A 19,706-nucleotide genomic window follows, 5' to 3' on the forward strand; every position below is an offset into this window, starting at 1 on the left:
CTGGAGAGTTTCCTCGTGGCGCAGCGGCTACGTCGCGTGAGGCGGAAGCACCGGAGCCGTCAACGCGGGGCGCTTAATCACTGCTGCGATGTCACGTCGCAGTGCCTGCACCATAACATTGTTCGCGCCAATACGGTAAACGGGAACGCTCGTGTGCGTCCCCTTGTCGTCGGTGATCGCGACAAGACTCCACACCACCTCGATGTTGAGGCATTCGCCACAAGAATGCGAGGCGGCGGTCAGCCCGACCACACGGCGAACGGCGGGCGAGTTGTCCAGTACGGCTTGGAGAGCGTTGCCCAGATTGCCAAAGTCCCAATTGTCCTCCTGCATGAGCCGGTCAATACGCTCAAGCGGGATGGCTTCCTTTTGCAGCTCAGCAACGTTCGCGTAACGGCCGCACGATTGACACGTTGGGGACTCTTTCAGCGCTTGAAAAACGACCAGGGACCCGGCAAAGACACCAAGTACCGAAAGGCCCTCGCGCCAATAACCCCACGTCCCCGCTTCATAACTGCTACCCTGACCATAGCGACCGAACGAATAGGTCGATTTGGTCACGAGAATGTCGAGGAACTGCGGGAACGTGAATGCGGAGTTCACCGCAGCGCCATCTATGTCGAGGGTTCGATACGTCGCATACCGATAGAGAAACCACGTCCATCCGCCAATCAGCAACAGCTGCACCAACATGATCGGCGACGGCCGCGTGTGCGTGGCCTTTGCGATAAAATACAGACCTAAACCGCTTGCGGCTCCGGCTAATAGGGGACCAGCGGGGATGACGAACCAAAAGAACAAAGAGAAGGCGTCAAATCCAAGCTGATTCGCGACAACCCAATTCAGAGCAACGACGCCGACAGACGACGTAAGGCCGCCGAGTCCGAACAAAAAATCGTTGGCGGTGCTGCGCTGCTGATCGCCATTCGCAGTGGGCGGCGTGGACATTGTAAAGTTGGGGAACAGGGATTGGCCACTTTGGAACTCCGTTTGAGAAGCTACCGCCGATTCGTGTAGCTGCAAGAGTGAAGTGGGCGCCCGTCCGGTCCCATGCCGCGATGCCCGCTAAGGTCTGCTGCTCGCTCGACTATACGTCGCATTAGCGACCGGACGGCCCGCGGTTGAAGGGCCGCCCACACACCGCGCGTTCTATCGCGACCCACCCGCAGCGCCGTAGCTTGCGACAGCTCATTCCTCACAGCCCCATTGAAATGATTCGGCTGCTGTTTGTTCTTGGCCTGCTGATGGCCTTCGTACCGCCTCACGTCGCCGCGGCGCAGCGCAACTGCAAGAAGGGCATCCCGTGCGGTAACAGCTGCATCGCTGCCAACCGCGTGTGTCGCGTCGGGCCGCGAGCGCCTGTAGATCCTCCGGCGCCGCCCACCACCTCGAAGGCCTTGAAGCTGCTCACGGCCGCGGATTCGGCGGCCTTGATAAAGGTGTGGGTGAACAAGAAGAGTCGCGTCTACCACTGCCCGGGCTCCCGCTACTACGGCACGACGTCTGCCGGCGCCTTTATGCTCGAGCGCGAGGCGATCGCCGTCGGGTACCGCGGTGCGTATAAGCGCGTCTGTGGCGCGTAAGCTCCTCCCGCCGATCGGCGCGCTTGCGTGTATCGTCCTCTCAGCCGTCGCGCCGCCGCAACTGGTACAGCCGCGCTGCGGGGTCGATCGATGGGCGGTCAAGGTGATGGCCGATCCGGACGCCGCGCGCATCGACACGGTGCCTATGGCGAGTAGCATTGCCGCCCTCGGTGCGCTGCCGATCCCTGAGCTCGCGTATCCGTCCAACGGACGCATCCCCCCGCACGAGTTCCGCGTGTACCAGGTGCGCGCCGTGGTCGAACAGATCCTAACAGAATCGGACGGTGACTGGCACCTCGTGCTGCGCGATCCCACTGCCAGCGACGCGACGCTGATCGCGGAGATCCCGTCCCCGTTGTGCGCTGCGAATGCGATCGACAGTGCGCGATATGTGGCCGTGCGCGATTCGCTCCGCCGCGTGCCGCGTCGAGGCGCGGTGGTGGTCGAGGGTGTCGCGTTCTGGGATTACATCCACAACCAGCGCGGCCGCGCACGCAATGGCATCGAACTGCATCCCGTGCTGCGATTGGTGCGTGATCGTGAAGCCGTTGATGGCCGACTAAGGGACTGAATACATAGCGGGCAACGTGTGGGTGCCGCCAATGGTGAAAGTTGCCGGCTAATCGCTACGCGCGTCCGTTTCAGCTTGTCGCCGCTTCGTCGCCAGCTGCAGCGCCATCTCCGCCAGTTGGATCCAGTAGGTAACGTCTGCGTGTGGGCCCGGCTTGCGCTCGTCAACCTCGACTCCATCGACCTCGAGCACCAGCCGACGAAGTCGGGCATCCACTGTGAACCTCGGTCGGGCAAGCGTTCCGGCGTAGGACCGAGCAAGCGCGTTCGCCCGTTCCTGAATGCTGACACGCTTGTGCTCAAGCCGCGGTGCATCGCCTCCCACGTACGGGAGCAATCGCAGCTCGTGGTCGATGAGCTGGAAGTACCAGCAGGACGACTGATTGCGAGCGCGCGCCGTGTCTACGTGCACCTCAATCGCCACGAACTGCTGCGCCGCTGACCCGTACGTGACGACTGGCAATTCGAGGCTTGCCTCCACGTGACTGCCTGCGGGAATGAAGCTCGGAAAGGGTAGCGCGGCCGCCGGAAACAGCAGGCCGTCAGCATCTGGCTTCCACAGGTCAGCACGTAACGCAATCGCACCGCCCTTGCCGAGATTGTGCAGCTCGGCCATGACGACGGTGTCACCGTTGACCTGTGTGGCCCGCAGCGCGACTTGGAGCAGAGGTAAGAGCTCGGCCTCTCGGATCGCGCGCATCTCGGCAATGTTCTCTGCGGCGTATTTCGTCGCCCAGATTACCGAAAGTGCCGCTACGAGATCCATCGCGACCGCCGACGAATAGTGCGCGCTGCCGAGTGCGGCGGGGAACACGGCGAGCAACAGCACCACGGCACTGGCGAACCACGCAAGCTGATCGCGTGATGTTAGACCTTGTGTCTTCATTTCGCGCACACAGTTACCGCCGCCGCTTGGCCTTCTCGCGTTCAAACAGCTCGCCAGGCTCGAGGCGCAGCACATCGCACAGCGCCTCCAAGGTCGGCCGAGGGAACGACTCCAGCTCGCCGCGAAACTGCACGAGGCGATAGGCGGTTGAGGCGCTGATACGTCCTTCCGATTGCTTGTGCAGGCCCCACGCGGTCAGTCCGGCCGCCTCGAGCAATTCTGGGATACGAAGTCGAAGAGTCATACTAAAGAGTGTGAATGTTATCCGACGTATGCAATATCCGACGCTTGCGATAGTCGCGACGGCGTTGTATGGTAGTCGTGCCGGTGATTGGCGCCGGCAGACACCCTCCGCCACAGGAGATGGCCAATGTTCCGCGAGACGTGGATGTACGAAGAGGACTCCCCGGGTAATCCGGTGCCGCTGGACGGCGGCGCCCGCGAATGGTTCTTCCGATGGGTGCACGAGCGCCCGTCGGTGCGCGAAATGGACGGCGATATTCGCGACCGCGTGGTCGACCTGATAGTCGACCGCATCGCAGAGGCGGTGCGGTGGATACCATCCGCCAGCTACAAGGGGGAAGGCCACACGCATGGCGAGTGGAAGGTCGAGCCGGAGCAGTTTGACGTGGCGCTCGCACGATGCCGGCAACAGGCCCTCCGGGAGCGGGCGGCGCAGGCCGACGCTCCCCACCATCGCTCGCTTGACGCGTGGCTGCACGCTGAACGAAACGGCCTGCTGGCCGCTCGCGGCTCGTGCGGCGGCAGCGCACAGCTCTCGCGGGACGTGCGACTCGCGCTTGCCCGCACGGCAAACGCGCGCTCGCGCTCGTGGCCGCGAGAGTGCCGGGACTGCGGACACGAGTTCCGCCCGACAATCCGCCACACTGTGCGGTGCGATACTTGCCGCGCGGGTCTGCGATCGCGCACGCGCCCCACCAGACGGACAGAACGTCCGGCTGATCTCGTGGAACACGGAGCGGACGCCGTGCTGCCGTCGGTGCTTGCGCTGGCCGGGAGGCAACGTCGGGGCGAATGGATCGCCCTGTGGCCGTCGTTGACCGCTGAGGAGCGCGACCACGTCTCCCGAGTCGTGAGGCTCAAACGCCGCAGGCAACTTGAGCAGGTACTCCACAGCTTCGTGATGGCGCGAAAGATCACAGAAACGCTCGCGGCCATTCACGCCAACTTGGGGACGCCTCGCACCTGATCGATTCGTCTCGGCACGTGTCACCTTCGCCGCAGCTCGAGCGGCTTCACCGTGGACGCCGCGATGTAGTTTCGCACGACCGACCGTCGATAGCGCGACTCGCTTCCGATCATCACACTCTCGAGCGGAAGCCCACGGACGCTCCGCGTCGTGATGCGTAGTACGCTCGCGACTTCAGCCACCGTAAGTAGTGGTTCTATGAACCAGTCGTCTCGGGGGGTGGGTCGACCATAGCTACCATCGGGTGGCAATTCGACGCGCAGCAACGGCGCTAGCCCGGCGGCGGATTCTACTTCGAAACGCGCGGTGTGCAGCGCCTCGAGCGAGGCATCCAACACCCGCGCGACACGGAGCGAGACGGCCGTCGGTAGCTTCGACGCTGGCGTTTCCGGCGGCGTCGGCTGCGCCGTTGGCTCAGGTTCAGGCGTGGCGAGCCCGGCCCAAGTCCACGACGTGCGCTTTCGGGTGCCTAGTCGGCTGATGTGAATCTCGTCGGGCGTGACCACGACCTTGTGGGGCTCACCGCCGATGAGCACTTGGCGCGTGAACGCGCGGAGAATCGGGATCATCTGACCTCGCTGTTAGAAGGGGGCGCGGGATCGACCGACGACGACAAGGCGCGCTGCACAAGGCGTTGCACGGGGTCGGGACGCCCCGCGTACGAACGCGCCCACGTGAGCCATTGCCGGACGTCAGTAGCAAGCGCCTCGCTCGGGCCGTCCGCCAACGCCTGGTCGATCGTCGCCACGAAGTCACGCACCTGCCGCATCTCGTGCCACTCCTTCGCGGACGCCAACAGGTCTCGCACGCGCCCCTGTTCGGCCTCACGTTCTTGCTGAACACGGCGAGCCTGCTCCTCACGTTCGGCTTGGAGTCGGCGCTCCTCCTCCCACCTCCGTGACCGGGCGGCAAATGCAACGCCCGCGCAAACGACGCCAATTACCACTTCGTTGAGCTGGTCCTCTAGGCGCTGCGTCGCGCTGTCGATCCACTCGTTTCGGCCAATACCGGTCGAGTACTCGCCGCCGACGCGAAACAGCAAGCGCCCGGTCCCGACCCACTCGACCTGCGGTGTTTCCCACGAGGGCCGCACCTCGCCCTTTCTCAACTCTCGGAGAGGTTTCTCCCGTCGCTGCGTGCGCTCCATCAGCCGCAAGTCTACGGTTTCTTCGCCGTAGTGCGCCTCTGTCTCCCAGCGAGTCCACCCCTTGTTATACGTCACCGTCACGCGCATCCCCCGCGCGTTCAAGGCCTTTAGCAGCGCATCGTAGAGGCACATGGCGCGATCCGCGTGCTCGCGTGACACACGCACAGCAAGACACTCGAGGTGTCGGTAGTCCATCACGCCGCGATCGCCGTTCTTGAGCCCTCGAAGCGCTTTTACCGATGTCGCCACGAGCGGGTGCGGCCGCTGGAGCATGGTCGCGACCTCAATGCGATTCTCCGGGAGAACTTCGAAGCGCCGCTGCTCAGCTTCCGGGCCGACCGCTTCCGCGAGGGTCGGCTTCGGCACCTTCGGTCGTGTCAATGCTGATTGAAATTGCACACTTCTTGGAGTGACCCCCATCGGCTGGACAGATGGCGGGTCACTCCACGCTTCTGTGCAATTTCATTTCAGCACTGACACAGAGCCCGGTGCGGGGCCTCTTCTGGTATCTATACCTCATCATGAACATCTGGAGCCGCCGCATCATGGGATGGGCGGTGCACCCGACGCAATGTGACGCGCACGCGGCCACCCTGTTCACGACCGTGTGTCGCGAGCACGCCGTCACGGCCGCCGGCCTCGTCCTGCATGCCGACAACGGCGGCCCGATGAAAGGGGCCACGATGCTCGCGACCCTCGAGCGCCTCGGCGTGGTACCGTCGTTCAGTCGGCCGCGCGTCAGCGATGATAATCCGTATTCCGAGGCCCTGTTTCGCACGCTCAAGTACTGCCCGGCCTTTCCGACCCAGCCCTTCGCGACCCTCGACGCGGCGCGCGCCTGGGTGGAGGCCTTCGTGACGTGGTACAACCACGACCATCACCACAGCGGGATCCAGTTTGTCACGCCCGATGATCGGCATACGGGGCGTGACATCGCGATCCTCGCGCAGCGCGCGGCGGTGTATCAGACCGCGCGGACGCAGCATCCGGAACGCTGGCGCGGGAACACCCGCGACTGGTCGCGCCCGACGACGGTGTACTTGAATGATGCACGATCCGCGAGCGCCACCGGCGTCGCGGGATAGAACGTCATACGACAACTATCTTGACACTCACCGTCACCGTCACAACCGTCCCACTCGGTATCTGATTTGTCCGCATATCCAGTACCGATATCTGGATACCAGGCACGCCGATGCTCACGCAGTCACTCAATGTTATGAGTGAGCAGCCCGAAGCTACAACAGCGACTAGTGCGACACTTACGACGCAGTAAACCGAACTTCGTATTCCCATTCTTACCCCAAAGTGAACGACTTCTCGCTGTCGAGCGTATAGCCTCGGTTGCAGCGACTCGAAGCGAATGCGACTTGCGACTGCAGGGTGCAAGTCACGCACCACAACGTTGCTGTCAGCCGCACGAGGGGGTTGGACCGCACCGCACTGACCTCGCAGCGCCACCTGCGCGAGGCGCGCCGCGGTGCTCGTGCGCCTGCAGAGCACTCGGCCCTTAGCCCGCCGAGCTGCTGAACGGCGTGCGGCGCGCGGTAGACTGCGGCAGCGGTTGAAGCCGAGCCAGTAGCCGTAGGAGTACGGGTCGATCACACTGTCCCGAAGAACGCACCCGTACGGTCGAGTCGAACGGGGCATAGCCTGCCCTGGCGATGCGAATGCGCCAGTTGCCCGGAGTGCAGCAGATCGAGAACCCGCTGCTCGTGTCTGAATTGGGCACCACGCGCTCGAAGGGTGACTGCCGCTCATTCTCGTAGCGCAGCGTCGCACCGCCTAGGGCAACCGAACGACCGGTAACGCGGTCCTGTACCAGAACGTCAACGGCGGGATAGCCCACCGCGTCACAGCCGCATCCGGTAAGTAGCGATGCGGCGCTCGCATACAGCAGTATCGCGAACGGAGTCTTCACGGGGTCACTCGCATGGGGATGCACACGGGGTGTTGCGGGGGAGCATCGGACAACTGCATCACGGCACGCAGCGTAGACGCCGGCATGGACCGGCGCACTCAACGGAGTGAAGAGTATCCTCGCGTGCGCGCCGTGCAACGCCAGCTTCTGCTGCAGCGACTCTCAACAAATAGCGATGAACGGAGGAGCGCCGGCGCCGCAGTTACGCGGGGTAACGCATCGTCGCTGTCGGCAGCAGCGAAACGTTTGACGCCTGCGCGATTCTCTGAGGTGCGGCCGATCTTGCGGTGTCGGGTGCTCTCGACCTCTGCCGCACCGATGATGCGTGGGGATCGGCATGAGCAGTCCAATTGCGGCATGCACGCAGGTATGTCGCTTGATCTGTGCTCGCTCAGATAGCGACTAGGTTGGACGAAGGCTTTGCCAAAACATCACCACCACGTATACGAGACCACCGACGACCATCGTCAGCTGCAACGGGATTACGCGAGCCCTCTGCGGCGGGCGGAGGAACACGAGCACAACGTGATTCACGGCCAACATCGCCACCACGACGAGACCAACTTTGGCTACATCTCGCGTCGACTCACCCGCGAGCATCCACACTTGGAATAGCGCAAGGATCACGAAGACGAGAAGCATCCCAAACTTGTAGATCGGACGCTGAAGGAGGGGCTCGATGGCATGCGAATCATTCATCAACTTCTGCTCGCCTAGGTGTGTCGAACGCTGCGCTCTGCCGCAGCGACTGCGAACAAACAGCCGTGAACGAAGGCGCGCCAGCGCCGCAGTTACACGGCGCACCGCATCGTCGCTGTCGGCAGCAGCGAAACGTTAGACTCGCACGTGCGCGATCGCGCCGACGGGTGTCACCGTAATGGCCTCGACGACGAGCGGGCCAAGCGGAACGAGATCCGGCAGCCGGTTGGTGACCGCATGCATCACGATCGCTGCGATACCCGACGCCGCAATGTGCTGCTGGAACGTCAGGTTGCGATCAACGGTCACCAGCGTGGTGAAGCCCGCGGTGCGCATCGCGGCCAGAAGTTCGCCGTTGCGAAGACTGTCCCAGCCTTCCTCGCGCGCGGTGGACACTTGCACACCCGGTAGGACCGAGCGGAGACGACGCGGTACACACTCATCGAGCAGTACGCGCACTAGGCCACCGCGCGCGCGAGCAACAAATCTTTGGCGAGTTCGAGAACCGCCACCGCCTGCTCGCGTGAGACGCTCGGAAAATCGATCAGGAACTCGTCGAGCGGGTCCCCTGCTTCGAGATACTCGACGAACGTCTGGACTGGCACGCGCGTCCCGGCGAACACAGGCGTGCCGCCCAAGATGTCAGGATTGCTCAGAATTGGCAGCGATTGCACGCTCATCAGTAGCCTCCGGGTAGCATCGAAATGTACACCAGTTTAGGACTGCCGCGCAGGTTATCGCGTGGCGTGCGGCCGCTCGAAGTCTACGTGGACATACGCATCAACGATCGACCAAGCCGCGACCAGTGTGAACTCAATGACAACAGGTAGCGCGAACTGCTGGGCGCTTGCGGCGCGCAGAAACCCGATGGCGCTCACACCCGTCCATACTGCGAAAAAGGTGCCCGGCAGAATGCGCCCCTGAAGCAGCTGGCCCAGTCCGGGCCAGAGCAGCGAGAACAGTGCACCGCTCAGATTGCGTGGCTTCAAGGCTATTCCTCCCGAGACGAATGCTGGCAGGGCCGGTCTTGTATCTACCGTTTTCATGATTCTGCAGTAGTTCTGATCAGGGTGCCAGCTCGATGCAGTCTGGGTGGCAAACACCGTGCGTTAGCCGCAGCGGCGTACCTGATCATTCGTCGTGAGAGCCCGAACAGTTGTGGGGGCCGACCACCGCGTCGAGCCCGAATTACTACAAGGACGGGCGCGGACGACGCTTCCTGAGCGGTTGGAGGGGCAGATGTTTGTCGGCATCGATGTGGCGAAGGCCGAGTTGGTGATCAGCGTGCTGCCGAGTGCAGAGCGATTCACCGTGGAGAACGACGAAGCGGGCGTGCGCACGCTGGTGCAGCGCCTCGCCGCGAGCCGTCCGCAGTTGATCGTGCTGGAAGCGACCGGCGGCTACGAGCTGCTCGCCGTCGCCGCGCTCGCGGCCGCGGCACTGCCCGTCGTGGTGATCAATCCACGCCAGGTGCGTGACTTTGCGAAGGCGACGGGGCAGCTGGCGAACACGGATCCCATTGCCGCCGACATCCTCGCGCGCTTTGCTGATGTCGTCCGGCCGGAGGTGCGCATCATTCCGGACGCCGCCGCACACGAGCTGGATGCGCTGCTCACGAGACGGCGGCAGCTCTTGGAGATGCTGCAGGCGGAGCGCAATCGCGTGCGCCAGGTGTTCGGCACGGGCAAAAAGCAGGTGCAAAAATGTCTCACGGCGCACATCGCGTTTCTCGAGCGCGAGCTGCGCAAGACGGACACGGACCTCAGCGAGATGGTTCGGCAGAGTCCCGTCTGGCGTGAGCGCGACGAGTTACTCCGCAGCGTGCCCGGTGTCGGCCCGGTGCTGTCACGGACGCTCCTCGCGGACCTACCGGAACTCGGTCGCTTGTCACGCCGTGCGATTGCCAAGCTGGTGGGCGTGGCCCCGCTGAGTCGCGACTCCGGCACCATGCGGGGTCGGCGATTCGTGCAAGGCGGTCGTGCCGCCGTGCGTGGTGTGTTGTACATGGCGGCCTTGGTCGCCACCCGTCGCAACACGGTCATTCGCGAGTTCTACCTGCGCTTAGTCGCGGCCGGCAAGCCCAAGAAACTCGCGCTCGTCGCGTGTATGCGGAAACTGCTCACCATCCTCAACACGATGGTGCGAACGAACACCACGTGGAGCGCAAAAACTGCGGGAGAGGTACTCGCCGTCGCTTGACTTTCAAGACAGTTGCTAACGCGGGCTTCTACAGCGGGCGCTTAAATCAGATGCGAGCGAAGCGAGCAACCACTTCGCCCGACTGCAGCAAGCATCGTTATGCAGCGCTCGCGTCGATCTCCTCAATCTGCACCTGCGGGAGGCTCGCCACCGTCGCCGCATGTTCGATGGTCATACTCACCAGATTGCCCGCCTTGTCGAGATCGACATAGACGTTCTCGCTAATCTCGCGCGTCTCTTCCACCTCGGCGTTCGAAAACTCCAGCAACGCCGTGTCGGTATCCTTGAAGTACTTCACATTCATGGCTCGAACCTGCGGTCGAAGAAGGCGTTGTGGACCGTGAGCGCATCCGGGAGCAGCTCCACCCACAGGTACCGTCCCACCTCTGAAATGTAGGCCCATCGGCGAATCCGGCCATCCCCCTGCACGGCCTCGGCCATCGGATGCTCGATGGCCAGCAGGATCCATTCGTCCCGAATCGCGGCGCGATCGGCCCTAGTCCGGGTGTATGCGAAGTAGTCCGTGGTCTTGAACATAGGCATTCTTAGTCGAGCGGTATAACGCTGACGGTGTACAGCAGCCGCTCGGAATAGGAAGCAGTGAACGACCACACGCCAGTGGGCGAGTTACACGACGCACCGCTGAGCGGCCGACTGCACCAACGTGAGATCAGGCAGCCATCGCGCGGCCACTGCGGGCGCTCACGACGACTGCATGTCGAATCCCACCGTCAGCAGGCGCAGCGCCATCAGGCGTTCAAGATTCGCAAGATCGTGGGAGAGCACCACGTGGACGCCCGCCCGCTGCACGTCGCGCAGCCACCGGAGCTCCGCGTCGACCGCCAGCCGATCCTCGCCGCCAAACCGTCGCGTCGTTGCTTTGGGCTTGTGCTGCTGATTCGCGATGCCGTCCATCGTCCACGCAACGTCCCCCGCCAGTAACAGCTCCTCGCCGGTCTGGAGCTTCACAAACACCATTTGCGCGCCCGGCGTGTGCCCGGGGGCTTTGATCACGACCACGCCGGGGGCCAGCGGCATCAGGCGGTCATAGTCGAACTGCAGATACTTGGCGCCCGTCGCCGAGTCGATGTGGATATCGGGGCGACTGGGGTGATTCACAAGCGTACGAACCTGCGCGCGCAAGAGCAGGGTGTGCGATTGGATGGTTGCGAGAAAGGGCGACTGCAGCACGCCCGCGATGTGGTCGTAGTGCTCATGCGTGATGAGCACCAGGCGCGCGTCGCGCATGGCTGCATGAATCCGTTGGTGCATGACCTCGTCGATGGTCTTGCTCGTCGGCACGAACGAGCGATCCATCGCGGCGTCCACGATCATCCAGCCACGTGGGAATCGTATCTGAAAGACCGGTACCGCCGCGCGTATGGTGTCCGGACCCGCGCCTTCGACCCAATCCGCTCGCGGGATCGAGAACGGCGTCTGCAGCTCCAGTCGGATCGCGGTCGGCGCGGCGCCGGGGATAGTACCGGCCAGGCGCCGAACCTCCGACAGCTGCGGAGCCACGAAAGGCTCGCCCTGCGCCGCGACGCGCGTGCGAACGCAAACGCTCAGCAGGGCACACATGACGAGGAAACGACGACCGAGGCGTGCCATCGGCATTCAGGAAAGGATGCTGAAAGGAGAGGAAGCTGGTGGGCTGAATAACGCCCAAGTTCACTTGCAAAGGAACATATAAAATGCGAGCGCAGCGAGCTACCGAGGCTCCTTTGACAAGTGCAACGCTCGTTATGCCGCTGGTACATCGAGCTCAACGTCTGCGGGAGTGGTCGGACGTCTGAAATGGAGAGAAGGCACTCGGATCAGGATCTCGAAACCCGCCTCACAGCGGTCATCGGGCCCGCCTCGATCTAGGGCAACGGTCGTCCGAGGAATGCCCGCAACGCAGTGAGCGTCTCGGAGCGTGTGAGAATCCCGCGCACGCCGCTATGTGTTGCGCTATCGACTACGACGTACTCAATGGAAGGACGAAGTACCTTCAGCGCATCGAGGTCTGCCTTTAGCGGATCGAGTGATCCTACGATCGCGAGCGTTGGTACAGTCACGGCGGCGCCGGCTGCAGGCGCAACCACCTGATCGGCTCGCGAGCGTGTGAGTGCTGCAAGGGCGAAGCGGTCCTGCGTTGTATCGGCAATGCAAGCCGCAGAGAGCGCACGCAGACGCTCGGCTGTCGGGGCAGGTTCCGTTGGGGGGCGTAGGCGCGCCATAAGCGTGGGGCTGATGCACTGCGCATCCCGCTCGCGCGCCTCGACGTTGGCGACCTCTGCAAGCGATGCATTCCACACGAGGCGCCCCGCGCCTGCGATCAGGACGGCCGAACGAAACCGCTCAGGATGCAGCGTCAGAAGCTGCGAGGTCACCATGGCGCCGAGTGAATAGCCGACCACGTGTGCCTTAGCGAGGCCAAGATGGTCCAGCAGGCGAACAACGTCGAGCGCCATTTCACGGCCGTATGCCGCTGCCTCGTGCGGTTTGTCGCTCCGGCCGTGCCCCCGCTGATCGATGGCTATGACGCGATAATCGCGGGCAAGGTCGCTGAAAATTGGCACTCGGCGCCAGCCGGCGAGCGTACCTTCGATGCCGTGAATCAGGACGACAGGGACACCGCGCCCCTGTTCCACATAATGAATGCGCACGCCCTTGCTCACGAAGCTCGTATCAACGAGCTGCGCGGGCGCAGCGGCAGGGGCCAGCGCGAATCCAACTGACGCGATAAGTGCGGTGACTCGCCACGACCGCGGGAACGGGGTCATCATAAGCTCCATCGCAGTCGGGTGACGATTGACGGTGACAATGTTTGCTGCTGCGGCATAACGCTGGCGTTCTCTTGCAGGGCCCTCTAATCAAATGCGACCAGTGAGCGCAGCGAACGGGAAGCCTTCCACAGCGGCCCTGTCAAGAGCAACCGAAGGTTAGGACGCGCGCCCCTAGTGCATCGCCATCCGCCCAGGGCGACATCCGGCACGCCAGCCGCCGGCCCGCGAGACGTCCCGCTGGGCGACACACCGATACGTCCCCGACGTGGTGGCGTGGGACATCGCAATATCGATCAGCACCGTGGCGTCATCCACTGTGCGGGGCACAAGCGGCGTGAACACCCACGGGTCCTCGCCCGGGGGATCCGGCGCGGGCGGCCGACCATCGGCGGTCATCACGCGCACTGGCGATCCTAAAGTCGGCGGACACCGTTTTGCGGCCACCACGGTGTAGGTCGGTCGTGACAAATCGCGCAGGAGGGTGAGCGGTGGTTGTAGCGGCGTTCCGCTCATCCCGAGCGCGAGGCAGACGATCCGCGCCGGATATGCGGAGTCGACCGGGAGCGATGCGAGGAGCGTGTCCATCGCCGCCTCGGCGATGGCGACATGCGACGACTCCGACACCGGCCCGGTGCGCGTTGTGCGGGCGGGTCCCCCCACCGCGAGACGCCAGCGCCCGGGGCCTAGCGCCTCGCGCGATAGGACGGTCGGTGCGATGTGCAGGAGCTCTTCCGTAGACGGCGGGACAAACTCGACCAGTTGCTCGACCGAATCGACCACGAGGCGGTTGGCGCGACGGGCAGGGGTGAATCGCCACCGCTGGATCACGTTCTTGACGGCATTGCTCAGCAGGTCATTCGCCGACGCGTGCACCACGTAGCTCGACATACGTGCGCGACCAGTCGAATCGACGATGAAGGTGACGCGCACGATACCCCCGACCCCCGCCTCGCGCAGCATCATGGGATAGATAGGGACCGCATTCGTGCTCTCTGGAATGGCCGCACGATCGGAGGGTAGGCGCTGCGCCGCCGAGGGCGTCGCCAGCAGCGCCCAGGAGATGAGTATTCCGAAACATCCCTCACGCACCGTGTGCATTCACCGCCCCTCGATCACGTTGTGGTCGTACAAGCGTCCTAACGCTCGCGTGCTGCAGCAAACGCGCGCACCAATGCAAGCGGGGCGTTCGCTCCTTCACCAAAGGCTACCGCGAACGCCCCGCGCTCGCCACACCAATGCTGACAGCGTTTGACTGCAGCAACGCAAGGTTAGGCGGCGACGTGCGCCGCGGACGCGTGGCATTCGAACCGAGGCGCGGTCCGTGTCTCCTGCGACCACCGCCCGCTCGCGCGGCGCGGCCTCCATCACTCACGGCAGCCACCACGGCCCCACAATTTGCATCCAGAGCGCCCAGCCTAGCGCGGTGCCACCCAGTAAGCCAATCCACCCCGCCGTGCGCGCACCGTCACGCAGGTGACGCCCGACCCACCACAGGACGAGCGCGCAGAGCAGCGTCGTCACACCGAGCAACGCATCCCCCGACCAGCCCAGCGCAGTGCCCGCTTTGTACTCATCGAAGGCGGGTGGCGTCAGCTGACGGCCTCGCACACGCACCCAAAGATTCACCAGCGTGTAGGGCACGCCCACGGCGAAGCGAGACGCCGCCGTCACGGCGAGCGCGGCCGCCCAGACGGCGCGACCCGGGCCCCGTAGCCACGCACATCCTAGGAGCGCCAGCATAGCACTGACGATCGGACCGGTGAGCGCGACCAGCCCAGATGCCGCGAGCGGTACGTCGGCGCTCGGACCAGGGTCGACGCCGCTGAAGTGCAAGACGGGACTCGGGTACCCTACCAAGTGCGCAGCCCAAAAATGACCGAGTTCATGTAGGAGAATGGTGGCCGGTGCCAAGCAGAGACTCCACGCGGCCGCGGGGAGCGCCGGCCAACGCGATGTGAGTCGTGCACGCCGCGCGCTGTCCTCAGGTCGCCGCTGCTGCGCGGCCGAAGTGGATTCCAATGACATATGCGTAAAGAGTCTTGAAACCGAGTCGTCTGATTCGCCGCTTAACGCCTTGCGTTCTGCTGCAGCGCATCAAACAAAATGCGGCCGGACGGGCGACGTGCGCCAGCACGGCGACCGCCTGCCGCACACCGCGTTGCGCTGACAGCAGCAACGTCCCGTTCGGCAGTGCTCACTCTCGCGCCAGTCTGTCCCATGCGGAGTGCTCGTCCATCCATCGAATCGCCTTGGCCGAGATGGCGGCACAGCCGAAGAACCACAGGCCAGCAGCGAAGAAATGCGCGGGTGAGAGTATCGAAGGCAGTAGGATCGCGCCCGCTCCGCTGACCAGTCCCGCCGTGCACGAGAGTTGATACCAGAACTGTGCACCGGTGCGATCGGGGACGCCGATCAGACAAAAGCGAACCCATTCAGGCGGCGTGACATCCGTCCCTGCCTCGAACATCTCCTCGGCCGCGTGATTGACCGCGTCGACGCTCAGCCCCGCCTCAACTGCCGCCTCGCGAACATGGCGAAGCTGCACGGAATGTCCGGCGTCGAGCTGACTGGCGCGACGAAGGAAGTCCGCCGCCTCGGCCTCACTGAGCCAACGCTCGTCATTCGTGTCGCGACCCGTCATTCGATGTGATCTGAGGAAAGTTGGAATCTGCCGAACGCCTATTCGCTCGACCGACATACCGCCGTTACAGCGGTCGAGTTCCGGCGCACCACTCACGATCCCACTCGGCCCGCCACATCGCAACCCCACCATTTCACGGCATCCACGCGGCTCGCCCCCCGAGCGTATTCCTCCCTGGTTATTCGCTCGACCGACCTAACGCGCAACGCCGCATCGCCGACATCACGGGCTATGACGCATAACGCGCGTGCCACGACCGCGACGGCCACGACACGCGCGTTTCCAGCAGGCCAGCGCGCCCCTACCTTTTTACTCCCTACTCCCTACTCCCTACTCCCTACTCCCGCGCCACCCGCGCGTCTTCCCGCGCCTGTGACGCCGTGCTGTCCGTCCACAACTGCTGCGTCACACGCAACAACACAAACCCACTCACCGCCAGCACCGCGGTCAGGATCCACGCGGTCGTCAACCGTGACGGATCGCCCGACGCGTACAGGAAGTTGCCGATCGCGAACAGCGACGACCAGATCACCACGCAGCCCGAGATCCACCCCACGAACGCCGCGCCGATGCGATTCTCCTGCGCCACCTCGGCGTCGGAGACACCCGCCGCCGCGCGCAGTTCGCTCCACCCGGCTCCCACCGGCTTCACTTTCTGCACGAACGCAATGAGCGTGGCGCGATCGGTCGTGGGTCCCACGAACGCCGTGATCAACCACGCCACCGTGGTAATGCCCACCTGCACAATCGTAGTCGTCGCGAAGCCGGCGCCGGGCATGAAGTACGGCACCGCGAGTGACGTGATCAGCGACATCACCATCGCCACGATCTCACACCACGCCGACACGCGCCACCAGAACCAGCGCGCGATGTACAACAGCCCCGTGCCCGCACCAATCGACAGCAACACCTGAAACGCCTGCTGCGCTGAGCTCATGGTGAGACTGAGCAGCGCGGCGACGATGTAGAGACCGATCGTGGAGAGACGGCCCGCGTTCACGTAGTGCGCTTCGCTGCCGTCCTTCTTGATGAACCGGCGGTAGAAATCGTGCACGAGGTACGACGAGCCCCAGTTCAGGTGCGTCAAAATCGTCGACGAATTGGCCGCCAGGAGGCCGCCGATCATGAGCCCCACGAAACCCACCGGCAGGAACTTGAGCATCGCCGGAAACGCCGAATCGTGTCCGATGAGCGACGCGTCGGCATTCGGGAATGCGGCCTGGATCGACGCCAGATCGGGATACACGATGATCGAACACAGCGCGGTGATGATCCACGGCCACGGACGCAGCACGTAGTGCGCAATATTGAAGAACAGTGTGCCGCCCAGTGAATCCTTTTCCGACTTCGACGCCAGCATACGCTGCGCGATGTACGACCCGCCGCCCGGCTCGGCGCCCGGATACCAGTTCGCCCACCAGCTCACGGCGATCGGTAGAATGAAGATCATGAGCGCCAACTCGGACATGCTGAAGTTGGGGAGCATGTCGAGGATGGGCTGACCGGAGCCGTCCTTCACCGACATCACCGGTTGCGCGTTGGCGGTCGTGCTCTGCACCACCTGCAGCGTGGACAGCCGTTCCGTGAGCAGCTTGAGACCGAGCCAGCCGTCCGCCTCACCGGCCAACCGACGACCCACTTCCACCAGCGAGAACCACGCGGCCGCAAATACCGCCGTCATCTTGATGAAGAATTGGATCATGTCGATCACCAGCACGCCCCAGAGACCGGAGTGCGCCGCAAACGCCACGTTGAGCACGCCGCAGATCACGATCGTCTGCCACGGCGCGAGGCCGAACAGGATATTGGCGATCTTGCAGGCCGCCAACGTGACCATGCCCATGATGAAGCAGTTGAAGAACAGCCCCAGATACACCGCGCGGAAGCCACGCACCACCGACGCCGACTTGCCGGAATAGCGGAGCTCGTAAAACTCGAGGTCCGTCATGACGCCCGAGCGGCGCCACAACCGCGCGAAGAAGAACACCGTAGCCACGCCGGTAAGCACGAAGGCCCACCATTGCCAGTTGCCGGCCACGCCGTAGCGGCGCACCTGCTCGGTGACCCAGTTCGGCGTATCCGACGAGAACGTCGTGGCCACCATCGACAGGCCAGCCAGCCACCAGGGCACCGAGCGGCCGGAGGCGAAGAACTCCGAGGTACTGGCCCCCGAGCGCTTCGCCAGGAAGAGCGCCGGGACGAAGCACACCAGAATGGACGCCGCGGCGATGACCCAATCGATCCAGGAGATGTTCATGGGCCGGAATCTCGCGTTGGGAGCTCGGGTCGGCAACGCGTGACAGGGAAGGCCCGCTCTGAAACGCGCACTTTTCGGAATCTGGGGCCTAGACCTTCAAGTCCGAGCGCCGGGGGCCGATCCTCGTGGGGGTAGCGGGTGTTGCACGGTCGACGACGGCCTTGGACATACCGACTCACCTGGGTCGTTGAATGCCGCTCGACACCACATCCCGAATGCTTGCCCCGTTCCTCGATCGCCTCACGGTCGAGGAACTTGATGCGATCCCCTACGGCGTGGTCCAACTGGACCTCGACGGATTGGTCCTGTCGTACAATCGGGCCGAAGCCGAGAACGTCGGCGTGATGCCGCGCCCGTTGGGACAGCATTTCTTCTTTGAGGTCGCACCGAGTGCCAACGTGCCCGAATTCTTCGGACGCTTTCTGCACGGCGTGTCGGAGTGCCGGCTCGACGACACGTTCAGCTTCACCTTCTCGTGCGCGCTCATGCCGCGCCGCGTGATGGTCCGCCAATACTTCTCGATGCGCACCCGGACCATGTGGCTTTTCGTGGGCCAGCCGGATGGCTCGCCGTTCACGCGCCACACGGCATCGCACGGCATGTCGGCCATCCGGGATACACCGGCCTACGGCAGCGCACAGATCGCCGACCGCGTAGCGTAGGGCGACTTCGCGGAGAACAGCCAGTCGACGGAATGGGCACGGAGCCACCACATTGCATGGTGCCCGTGCCTCTCCCGCTTGTGCCTCCTCTCGGAGCCGTCGCATGACCGTTCGCCCGTGTACTCTCCTCTGCCTCGGCAGCAGCCTGCTGGCCACCGTGCTTGGCGCGCAGACGAAGCACCGCCTCATGCCCACACCGGAAACGGTGGCCGTTGGGCACTACTGGTCGGAAACCAAGCCGGTGTTACGCATCAAGTCGGGTGACGAGGTCACGATCGGCACCCTGATCACCTCGAATCCCACGCGATTGGAAGGCGCCGGCGTGAAGCCGGGCGACGTGGAGCCAGCCCTGCGCGCGATCACCGATCAGGTGAAGGATCGCGGTCCGGGCGGACACATTCTGACCGGCCCGATTTTCGTGGAAGGGGCCGAGCCGGGCGATGTGCTCGAAGTACGCATCAAGAAGGTCGACCTGGCTATTCCGTACGCGTACAACGCCTTCGGTCGCACCAGCGGCTTCCTTCCGGAAGATTTTCCGTATGCGAAGATGCGTATCATCCCGCTCGATGCGAAGAAGATGATGGCGCGCTTCGCCCCCGGCATCGACATCCCGCTCCGTCCATTTTTTGGCAGCATCGGGGTCGCCCCGCCGCCGTCACGTGGACGCGTAAGCAGCGCGCCGCCCGACATTCACGCCGGCAATCTGGACAACAAGGAGCTGGTGGCCGGCACGACCTTGTTCATTCCCGTGCACGTGCCAGGGGCCCTGCTGGAAGTGGGCGATGGACACGCCGCGCAGGGCGACGGCGAAGTGGACATCACCGCGCTCGAGACGTCTCTGACCGGCGTGCTCGAAGTGATCGTGCGGAAAGACATGACGCTCACGTGGCCGCGCGGCGAAACGCCCACGCATTGGATCACGATGGGCGCCGACAAGGATCTCGTGGTCGCCACCAAGACCGCGTTGCGTCAGGCGATCGAATTCCTGCAGACGAAAGGCCTGTCGAAGGACGACGCCTACATGCTGTCGAGTGTCGCGTGCGACGTGCGCATCACGCAGCTGGTGGACGGCAACGTGGGGGCGCACGTGATGATCCCCAAGGCGATCTTCACCAAGGGGAGGTAGGCGCCCGAGAACGGGGTTGAATCACTGGATGACG

General features: G+C 63.9%; 25 protein-coding genes. 7 read left to right on the forward strand and 18 right to left on the reverse strand.

The genetic code is table 11. The features are described 5' to 3' along the window. Nucleotides 1-27: 27 nt before the first annotated feature. Entirely contained in the window at nucleotides 28-948 is a 921-nt protein-coding gene (locus RMP10_RS06645) for a hypothetical protein (RefSeq protein ID WP_310569584.1), read from the reverse strand. 263 nt (nucleotides 949-1,211) lie between these two features. On the opposite strand from RMP10_RS06645, the gene RMP10_RS06650 reads away from it, so the two are divergent. Both RMP10_RS06650 and RMP10_RS06655 read left to right on the forward strand, forming a co-directional pair. Then, nucleotides 1,212-1,583 (forward strand): hypothetical protein, encoded by a 372-nt coding sequence (locus RMP10_RS06650; RefSeq protein WP_310569585.1) that lies wholly within the window; start codon nucleotides 1,212-1,214, stop codon nucleotides 1,581-1,583. Then, the gene (locus tag RMP10_RS06655) at nucleotides 1,573-2,154 is read left to right on the forward strand and encodes a hypothetical protein (RefSeq protein WP_310569586.1); all 582 of its coding nucleotides are present in this window, start codon (nucleotides 1,573-1,575) and stop codon (nucleotides 2,152-2,154) included. Before RMP10_RS06650 ends, RMP10_RS06655 begins: the two co-directional genes overlap by 11 nt. Nucleotides 2,155-2,202: 48 nt before the next feature. On the opposite strand, the gene RMP10_RS06660 is transcribed toward RMP10_RS06655, so the two are convergent. Beyond that, a complete protein-coding gene (locus RMP10_RS06660; protein ID WP_310569587.1) occupies nucleotides 2,203-3,039 on the reverse strand; it encodes a hypothetical protein in 837 nt (278 codons plus the stop codon). Between the two features lie 13 nt (nucleotides 3,040-3,052). After that, the gene (locus RMP10_RS06665) at nucleotides 3,053-3,283 is read right to left on the reverse strand and encodes a helix-turn-helix transcriptional regulator (RefSeq protein WP_310569588.1); all 231 of its coding nucleotides are present in this window, start codon (nucleotides 3,281-3,283) and stop codon (nucleotides 3,053-3,055) included. Between the two features lie 126 nt (nucleotides 3,284-3,409). Between RMP10_RS06665 and RMP10_RS06670 the strand changes: the two genes are divergently transcribed. After that, nucleotides 3,410-4,249, forward strand: a complete 840-nt coding sequence (locus RMP10_RS06670; RefSeq protein ID WP_310569589.1) for a hypothetical protein — start codon at nucleotides 3,410-3,412, stop codon at nucleotides 4,247-4,249. A gap of 20 nt (nucleotides 4,250-4,269) precedes the next feature. On the opposite strand, the gene RMP10_RS06675 is transcribed toward RMP10_RS06670, so the two are convergent. Beyond that, nucleotides 4,270-4,818, reverse strand: a complete 549-nt coding sequence (locus RMP10_RS06675) for a hypothetical protein (protein ID WP_310569590.1) — start codon at nucleotides 4,816-4,818, stop codon at nucleotides 4,270-4,272. Further along, entirely contained in the window at nucleotides 4,815-5,762 is a 948-nt protein-coding gene (locus RMP10_RS06680) for a hypothetical protein (RefSeq protein ID WP_310569591.1), read from the reverse strand. The genes RMP10_RS06675 and RMP10_RS06680 overlap by 4 nt, the downstream gene beginning before the upstream one ends. 155 nt (nucleotides 5,763-5,917) lie before the next feature. Here RMP10_RS06680 and RMP10_RS06685 point away from each other — a divergent pair, with 155 nt between their 5' ends. Then, entirely contained in the window at nucleotides 5,918-6,481 is a 564-nt protein-coding gene (locus RMP10_RS06685; protein ID WP_310569592.1) for an integrase core domain-containing protein, read from the forward strand. A 425-nt stretch (nucleotides 6,482-6,906) separates the two neighbouring features. Here the strand turns inward: RMP10_RS06685 and RMP10_RS06690 are convergent, their stop codons facing one another. The 5 genes from RMP10_RS06690 to RMP10_RS06710 all read right to left on the reverse strand — a co-directional run bounded on the left by RMP10_RS06690 (nucleotide 6,907) and on the right by RMP10_RS06710 (nucleotide 9,005). After that, on the reverse strand, nucleotides 6,907-7,317 hold the full coding sequence (locus RMP10_RS06690) for a hypothetical protein (RefSeq protein ID WP_310569593.1): 411 nt from the start codon (nucleotides 7,315-7,317) through the stop codon (nucleotides 6,907-6,909). A gap of 402 nt (nucleotides 7,318-7,719) precedes the next feature. Further along, nucleotides 7,720-8,016: a hypothetical protein gene (locus RMP10_RS06695; RefSeq protein ID WP_310569594.1), complete on the reverse strand. Its 297-nt coding sequence runs from the start codon at nucleotides 8,014-8,016 to the stop codon at nucleotides 7,720-7,722. Nucleotides 8,017-8,151: 135 nt separating this feature from the next. Beyond that, nucleotides 8,152-8,412: a hypothetical protein gene (locus tag RMP10_RS06700; RefSeq protein ID WP_310569595.1), complete on the reverse strand. Its 261-nt coding sequence runs from the start codon at nucleotides 8,410-8,412 to the stop codon at nucleotides 8,152-8,154. A gap of 62 nt (nucleotides 8,413-8,474) precedes the next feature. Continuing rightward, complete coding sequence (locus RMP10_RS06705) at nucleotides 8,475-8,696, reverse strand: DUF433 domain-containing protein (RefSeq protein ID WP_310569596.1); 222 nt, start codon at nucleotides 8,694-8,696, stop codon at nucleotides 8,475-8,477. A gap of 54 nt (nucleotides 8,697-8,750) precedes the next feature. Further along, the gene (locus RMP10_RS06710) at nucleotides 8,751-9,005 is read right to left on the reverse strand and encodes a hypothetical protein (protein WP_310569597.1); all 255 of its coding nucleotides are present in this window, start codon (nucleotides 9,003-9,005) and stop codon (nucleotides 8,751-8,753) included. A 250-nt stretch (nucleotides 9,006-9,255) separates the two neighbouring features. Here RMP10_RS06710 and RMP10_RS06715 point away from each other — a divergent pair, with 250 nt between their 5' ends. Then, entirely contained in the window at nucleotides 9,256-10,215 is a 960-nt protein-coding gene (locus RMP10_RS06715; RefSeq protein WP_310569598.1) for an IS110 family transposase, read from the forward strand. A gap of 97 nt (nucleotides 10,216-10,312) precedes the next feature. Here the strand turns inward: RMP10_RS06715 and RMP10_RS06720 are convergent, their stop codons facing one another. From RMP10_RS06720 to RMP10_RS06755, 8 genes are all read right to left on the reverse strand, one after another. Further along, a complete protein-coding gene (locus RMP10_RS06720; RefSeq protein WP_310569599.1) occupies nucleotides 10,313-10,519 on the reverse strand; it encodes a DUF2283 domain-containing protein in 207 nt (68 codons plus the stop codon). Next, nucleotides 10,516-10,758 carry a hypothetical protein gene (locus tag RMP10_RS06725; protein ID WP_310569600.1) on the reverse strand — a complete coding sequence of 81 codons (243 nt, stop codon included), beginning with the start codon at nucleotides 10,756-10,758 and terminating at the stop codon, nucleotides 10,516-10,518. Before RMP10_RS06725 ends, RMP10_RS06720 begins: the two co-directional genes overlap by 4 nt. Nucleotides 10,759-10,917: 159 nt before the next feature. Next, complete coding sequence (locus RMP10_RS06730; protein WP_310569601.1) at nucleotides 10,918-11,832, reverse strand: hypothetical protein; 915 nt, start codon at nucleotides 11,830-11,832, stop codon at nucleotides 10,918-10,920. A gap of 248 nt (nucleotides 11,833-12,080) precedes the next feature. Further along, entirely contained in the window at nucleotides 12,081-12,986 is a 906-nt protein-coding gene (locus RMP10_RS06735) for an alpha/beta hydrolase (protein WP_310569602.1), read from the reverse strand. Between the two features lie 171 nt (nucleotides 12,987-13,157). Continuing rightward, nucleotides 13,158-14,084 (reverse strand): TonB family protein, encoded by a 927-nt coding sequence (locus RMP10_RS06740; RefSeq protein WP_310569603.1) that lies wholly within the window; start codon nucleotides 14,082-14,084, stop codon nucleotides 13,158-13,160. A 270-nt stretch (nucleotides 14,085-14,354) separates the two neighbouring features. Continuing rightward, nucleotides 14,355-15,011: a hypothetical protein gene (locus tag RMP10_RS06745; protein WP_310569604.1), complete on the reverse strand. Its 657-nt coding sequence runs from the start codon at nucleotides 15,009-15,011 to the stop codon at nucleotides 14,355-14,357. A gap of 169 nt (nucleotides 15,012-15,180) precedes the next feature. After that, nucleotides 15,181-15,627, reverse strand: coding sequence for a hypothetical protein (locus tag RMP10_RS06750; RefSeq protein WP_310569605.1), 447 nt, complete (start codon nucleotides 15,625-15,627; stop codon nucleotides 15,181-15,183). 337 nt (nucleotides 15,628-15,964) lie between these two features. Then, nucleotides 15,965-17,884 carry a sodium:solute symporter family protein gene (locus RMP10_RS06755; RefSeq protein ID WP_310569606.1) on the reverse strand — a complete coding sequence of 640 codons (1,920 nt, stop codon included), beginning with the start codon at nucleotides 17,882-17,884 and terminating at the stop codon, nucleotides 15,965-15,967. Nucleotides 17,885-18,099: 215 nt separating this feature from the next. Between RMP10_RS06755 and RMP10_RS06760 the strand changes: the two genes are divergently transcribed. Then, nucleotides 18,100-18,546, forward strand: coding sequence for a hypothetical protein (locus RMP10_RS06760; RefSeq protein ID WP_310569607.1), 447 nt, complete (start codon nucleotides 18,100-18,102; stop codon nucleotides 18,544-18,546). Between the two features lie 103 nt (nucleotides 18,547-18,649). Next, nucleotides 18,650-19,672: an acetamidase/formamidase family protein gene (locus RMP10_RS06765; protein ID WP_310569608.1), complete on the forward strand. Its 1,023-nt coding sequence runs from the start codon at nucleotides 18,650-18,652 to the stop codon at nucleotides 19,670-19,672. Nucleotides 19,673-19,706: the final 34 nt, after the last annotated feature.

The organism is Gemmatimonas sp. (assembly GCF_031426495.1).
Taxonomy (GTDB): Bacteria; Gemmatimonadota; Gemmatimonadetes; order Gemmatimonadales; family Gemmatimonadaceae; genus Gemmatimonas.

Bases quoted from the DNA above. Each gene is read 5' to 3' on its own strand.
- RMP10_RS06660 (WP_310569587.1), bottom strand. From the start codon at position 3,039: ATGAAGACACAAGGTCTAACATCACGCGATCAGCTTGCGTGGTTCGCC.
- RMP10_RS06695 (WP_310569594.1), bottom strand. From the start codon at position 8,016: ATGAATGATTCGCATGCCATCGAGCCCCTCCTTCAGCGTCCGATCTAC.
- RMP10_RS06665 (WP_310569588.1), bottom strand. From the start codon at position 3,283: ATGACTCTTCGACTTCGTATCCCAGAATTGCTCGAGGCGGCCGGACTG.
- RMP10_RS06705 (WP_310569596.1), bottom strand. From the start codon at position 8,696: ATGAGCGTGCAATCGCTGCCAATTCTGAGCAATCCTGACATCTTGGGC.
- RMP10_RS06760 (WP_310569607.1), top strand. From the start codon at position 18,100: ATGCTTGCCCCGTTCCTCGATCGCCTCACGGTCGAGGAACTTGATGCG.
- RMP10_RS06725 (WP_310569600.1), bottom strand. From the start codon at position 10,758: ATGCCTATGTTCAAGACCACGGACTACTTCGCATACACCCGGACTAGG.
- RMP10_RS06755 (WP_310569606.1), bottom strand. From the start codon at position 17,884: ATGAACATCTCCTGGATCGATTGGGTCATCGCCGCGGCGTCCATTCTG.
- RMP10_RS06650 (WP_310569585.1), top strand. From the start codon at position 1,212: ATGATTCGGCTGCTGTTTGTTCTTGGCCTGCTGATGGCCTTCGTACCG.
- RMP10_RS06670 (WP_310569589.1), top strand. From the start codon at position 3,410: ATGTTCCGCGAGACGTGGATGTACGAAGAGGACTCCCCGGGTAATCCG.
- RMP10_RS06645 (WP_310569584.1), bottom strand. From the start codon at position 948: ATGTCCACGCCGCCCACTGCGAATGGCGATCAGCAGCGCAGCACCGCC.
- RMP10_RS06765 (WP_310569608.1), top strand. From the start codon at position 18,650: ATGACCGTTCGCCCGTGTACTCTCCTCTGCCTCGGCAGCAGCCTGCTG.
- RMP10_RS06715 (WP_310569598.1), top strand. From the start codon at position 9,256: ATGTTTGTCGGCATCGATGTGGCGAAGGCCGAGTTGGTGATCAGCGTG.
- RMP10_RS06750 (WP_310569605.1), bottom strand. From the start codon at position 15,627: ATGACGGGTCGCGACACGAATGACGAGCGTTGGCTCAGTGAGGCCGAG.
- RMP10_RS06685 (WP_310569592.1), top strand. From the start codon at position 5,918: ATGAACATCTGGAGCCGCCGCATCATGGGATGGGCGGTGCACCCGACG.
- RMP10_RS06730 (WP_310569601.1), bottom strand. From the start codon at position 11,832: ATGCCGATGGCACGCCTCGGTCGTCGTTTCCTCGTCATGTGTGCCCTG.
- RMP10_RS06740 (WP_310569603.1), bottom strand. From the start codon at position 14,084: ATGCACACGGTGCGTGAGGGATGTTTCGGAATACTCATCTCCTGGGCG.
- RMP10_RS06745 (WP_310569604.1), bottom strand. From the start codon at position 15,011: ATGTCATTGGAATCCACTTCGGCCGCGCAGCAGCGGCGACCTGAGGAC.
- RMP10_RS06720 (WP_310569599.1), bottom strand. From the start codon at position 10,519: ATGAATGTGAAGTACTTCAAGGATACCGACACGGCGTTGCTGGAGTTT.
- RMP10_RS06675 (WP_310569590.1), bottom strand. From the start codon at position 4,818: ATGATCCCGATTCTCCGCGCGTTCACGCGCCAAGTGCTCATCGGCGGT.
- RMP10_RS06735 (WP_310569602.1), bottom strand. From the start codon at position 12,986: ATGATGACCCCGTTCCCGCGGTCGTGGCGAGTCACCGCACTTATCGCG.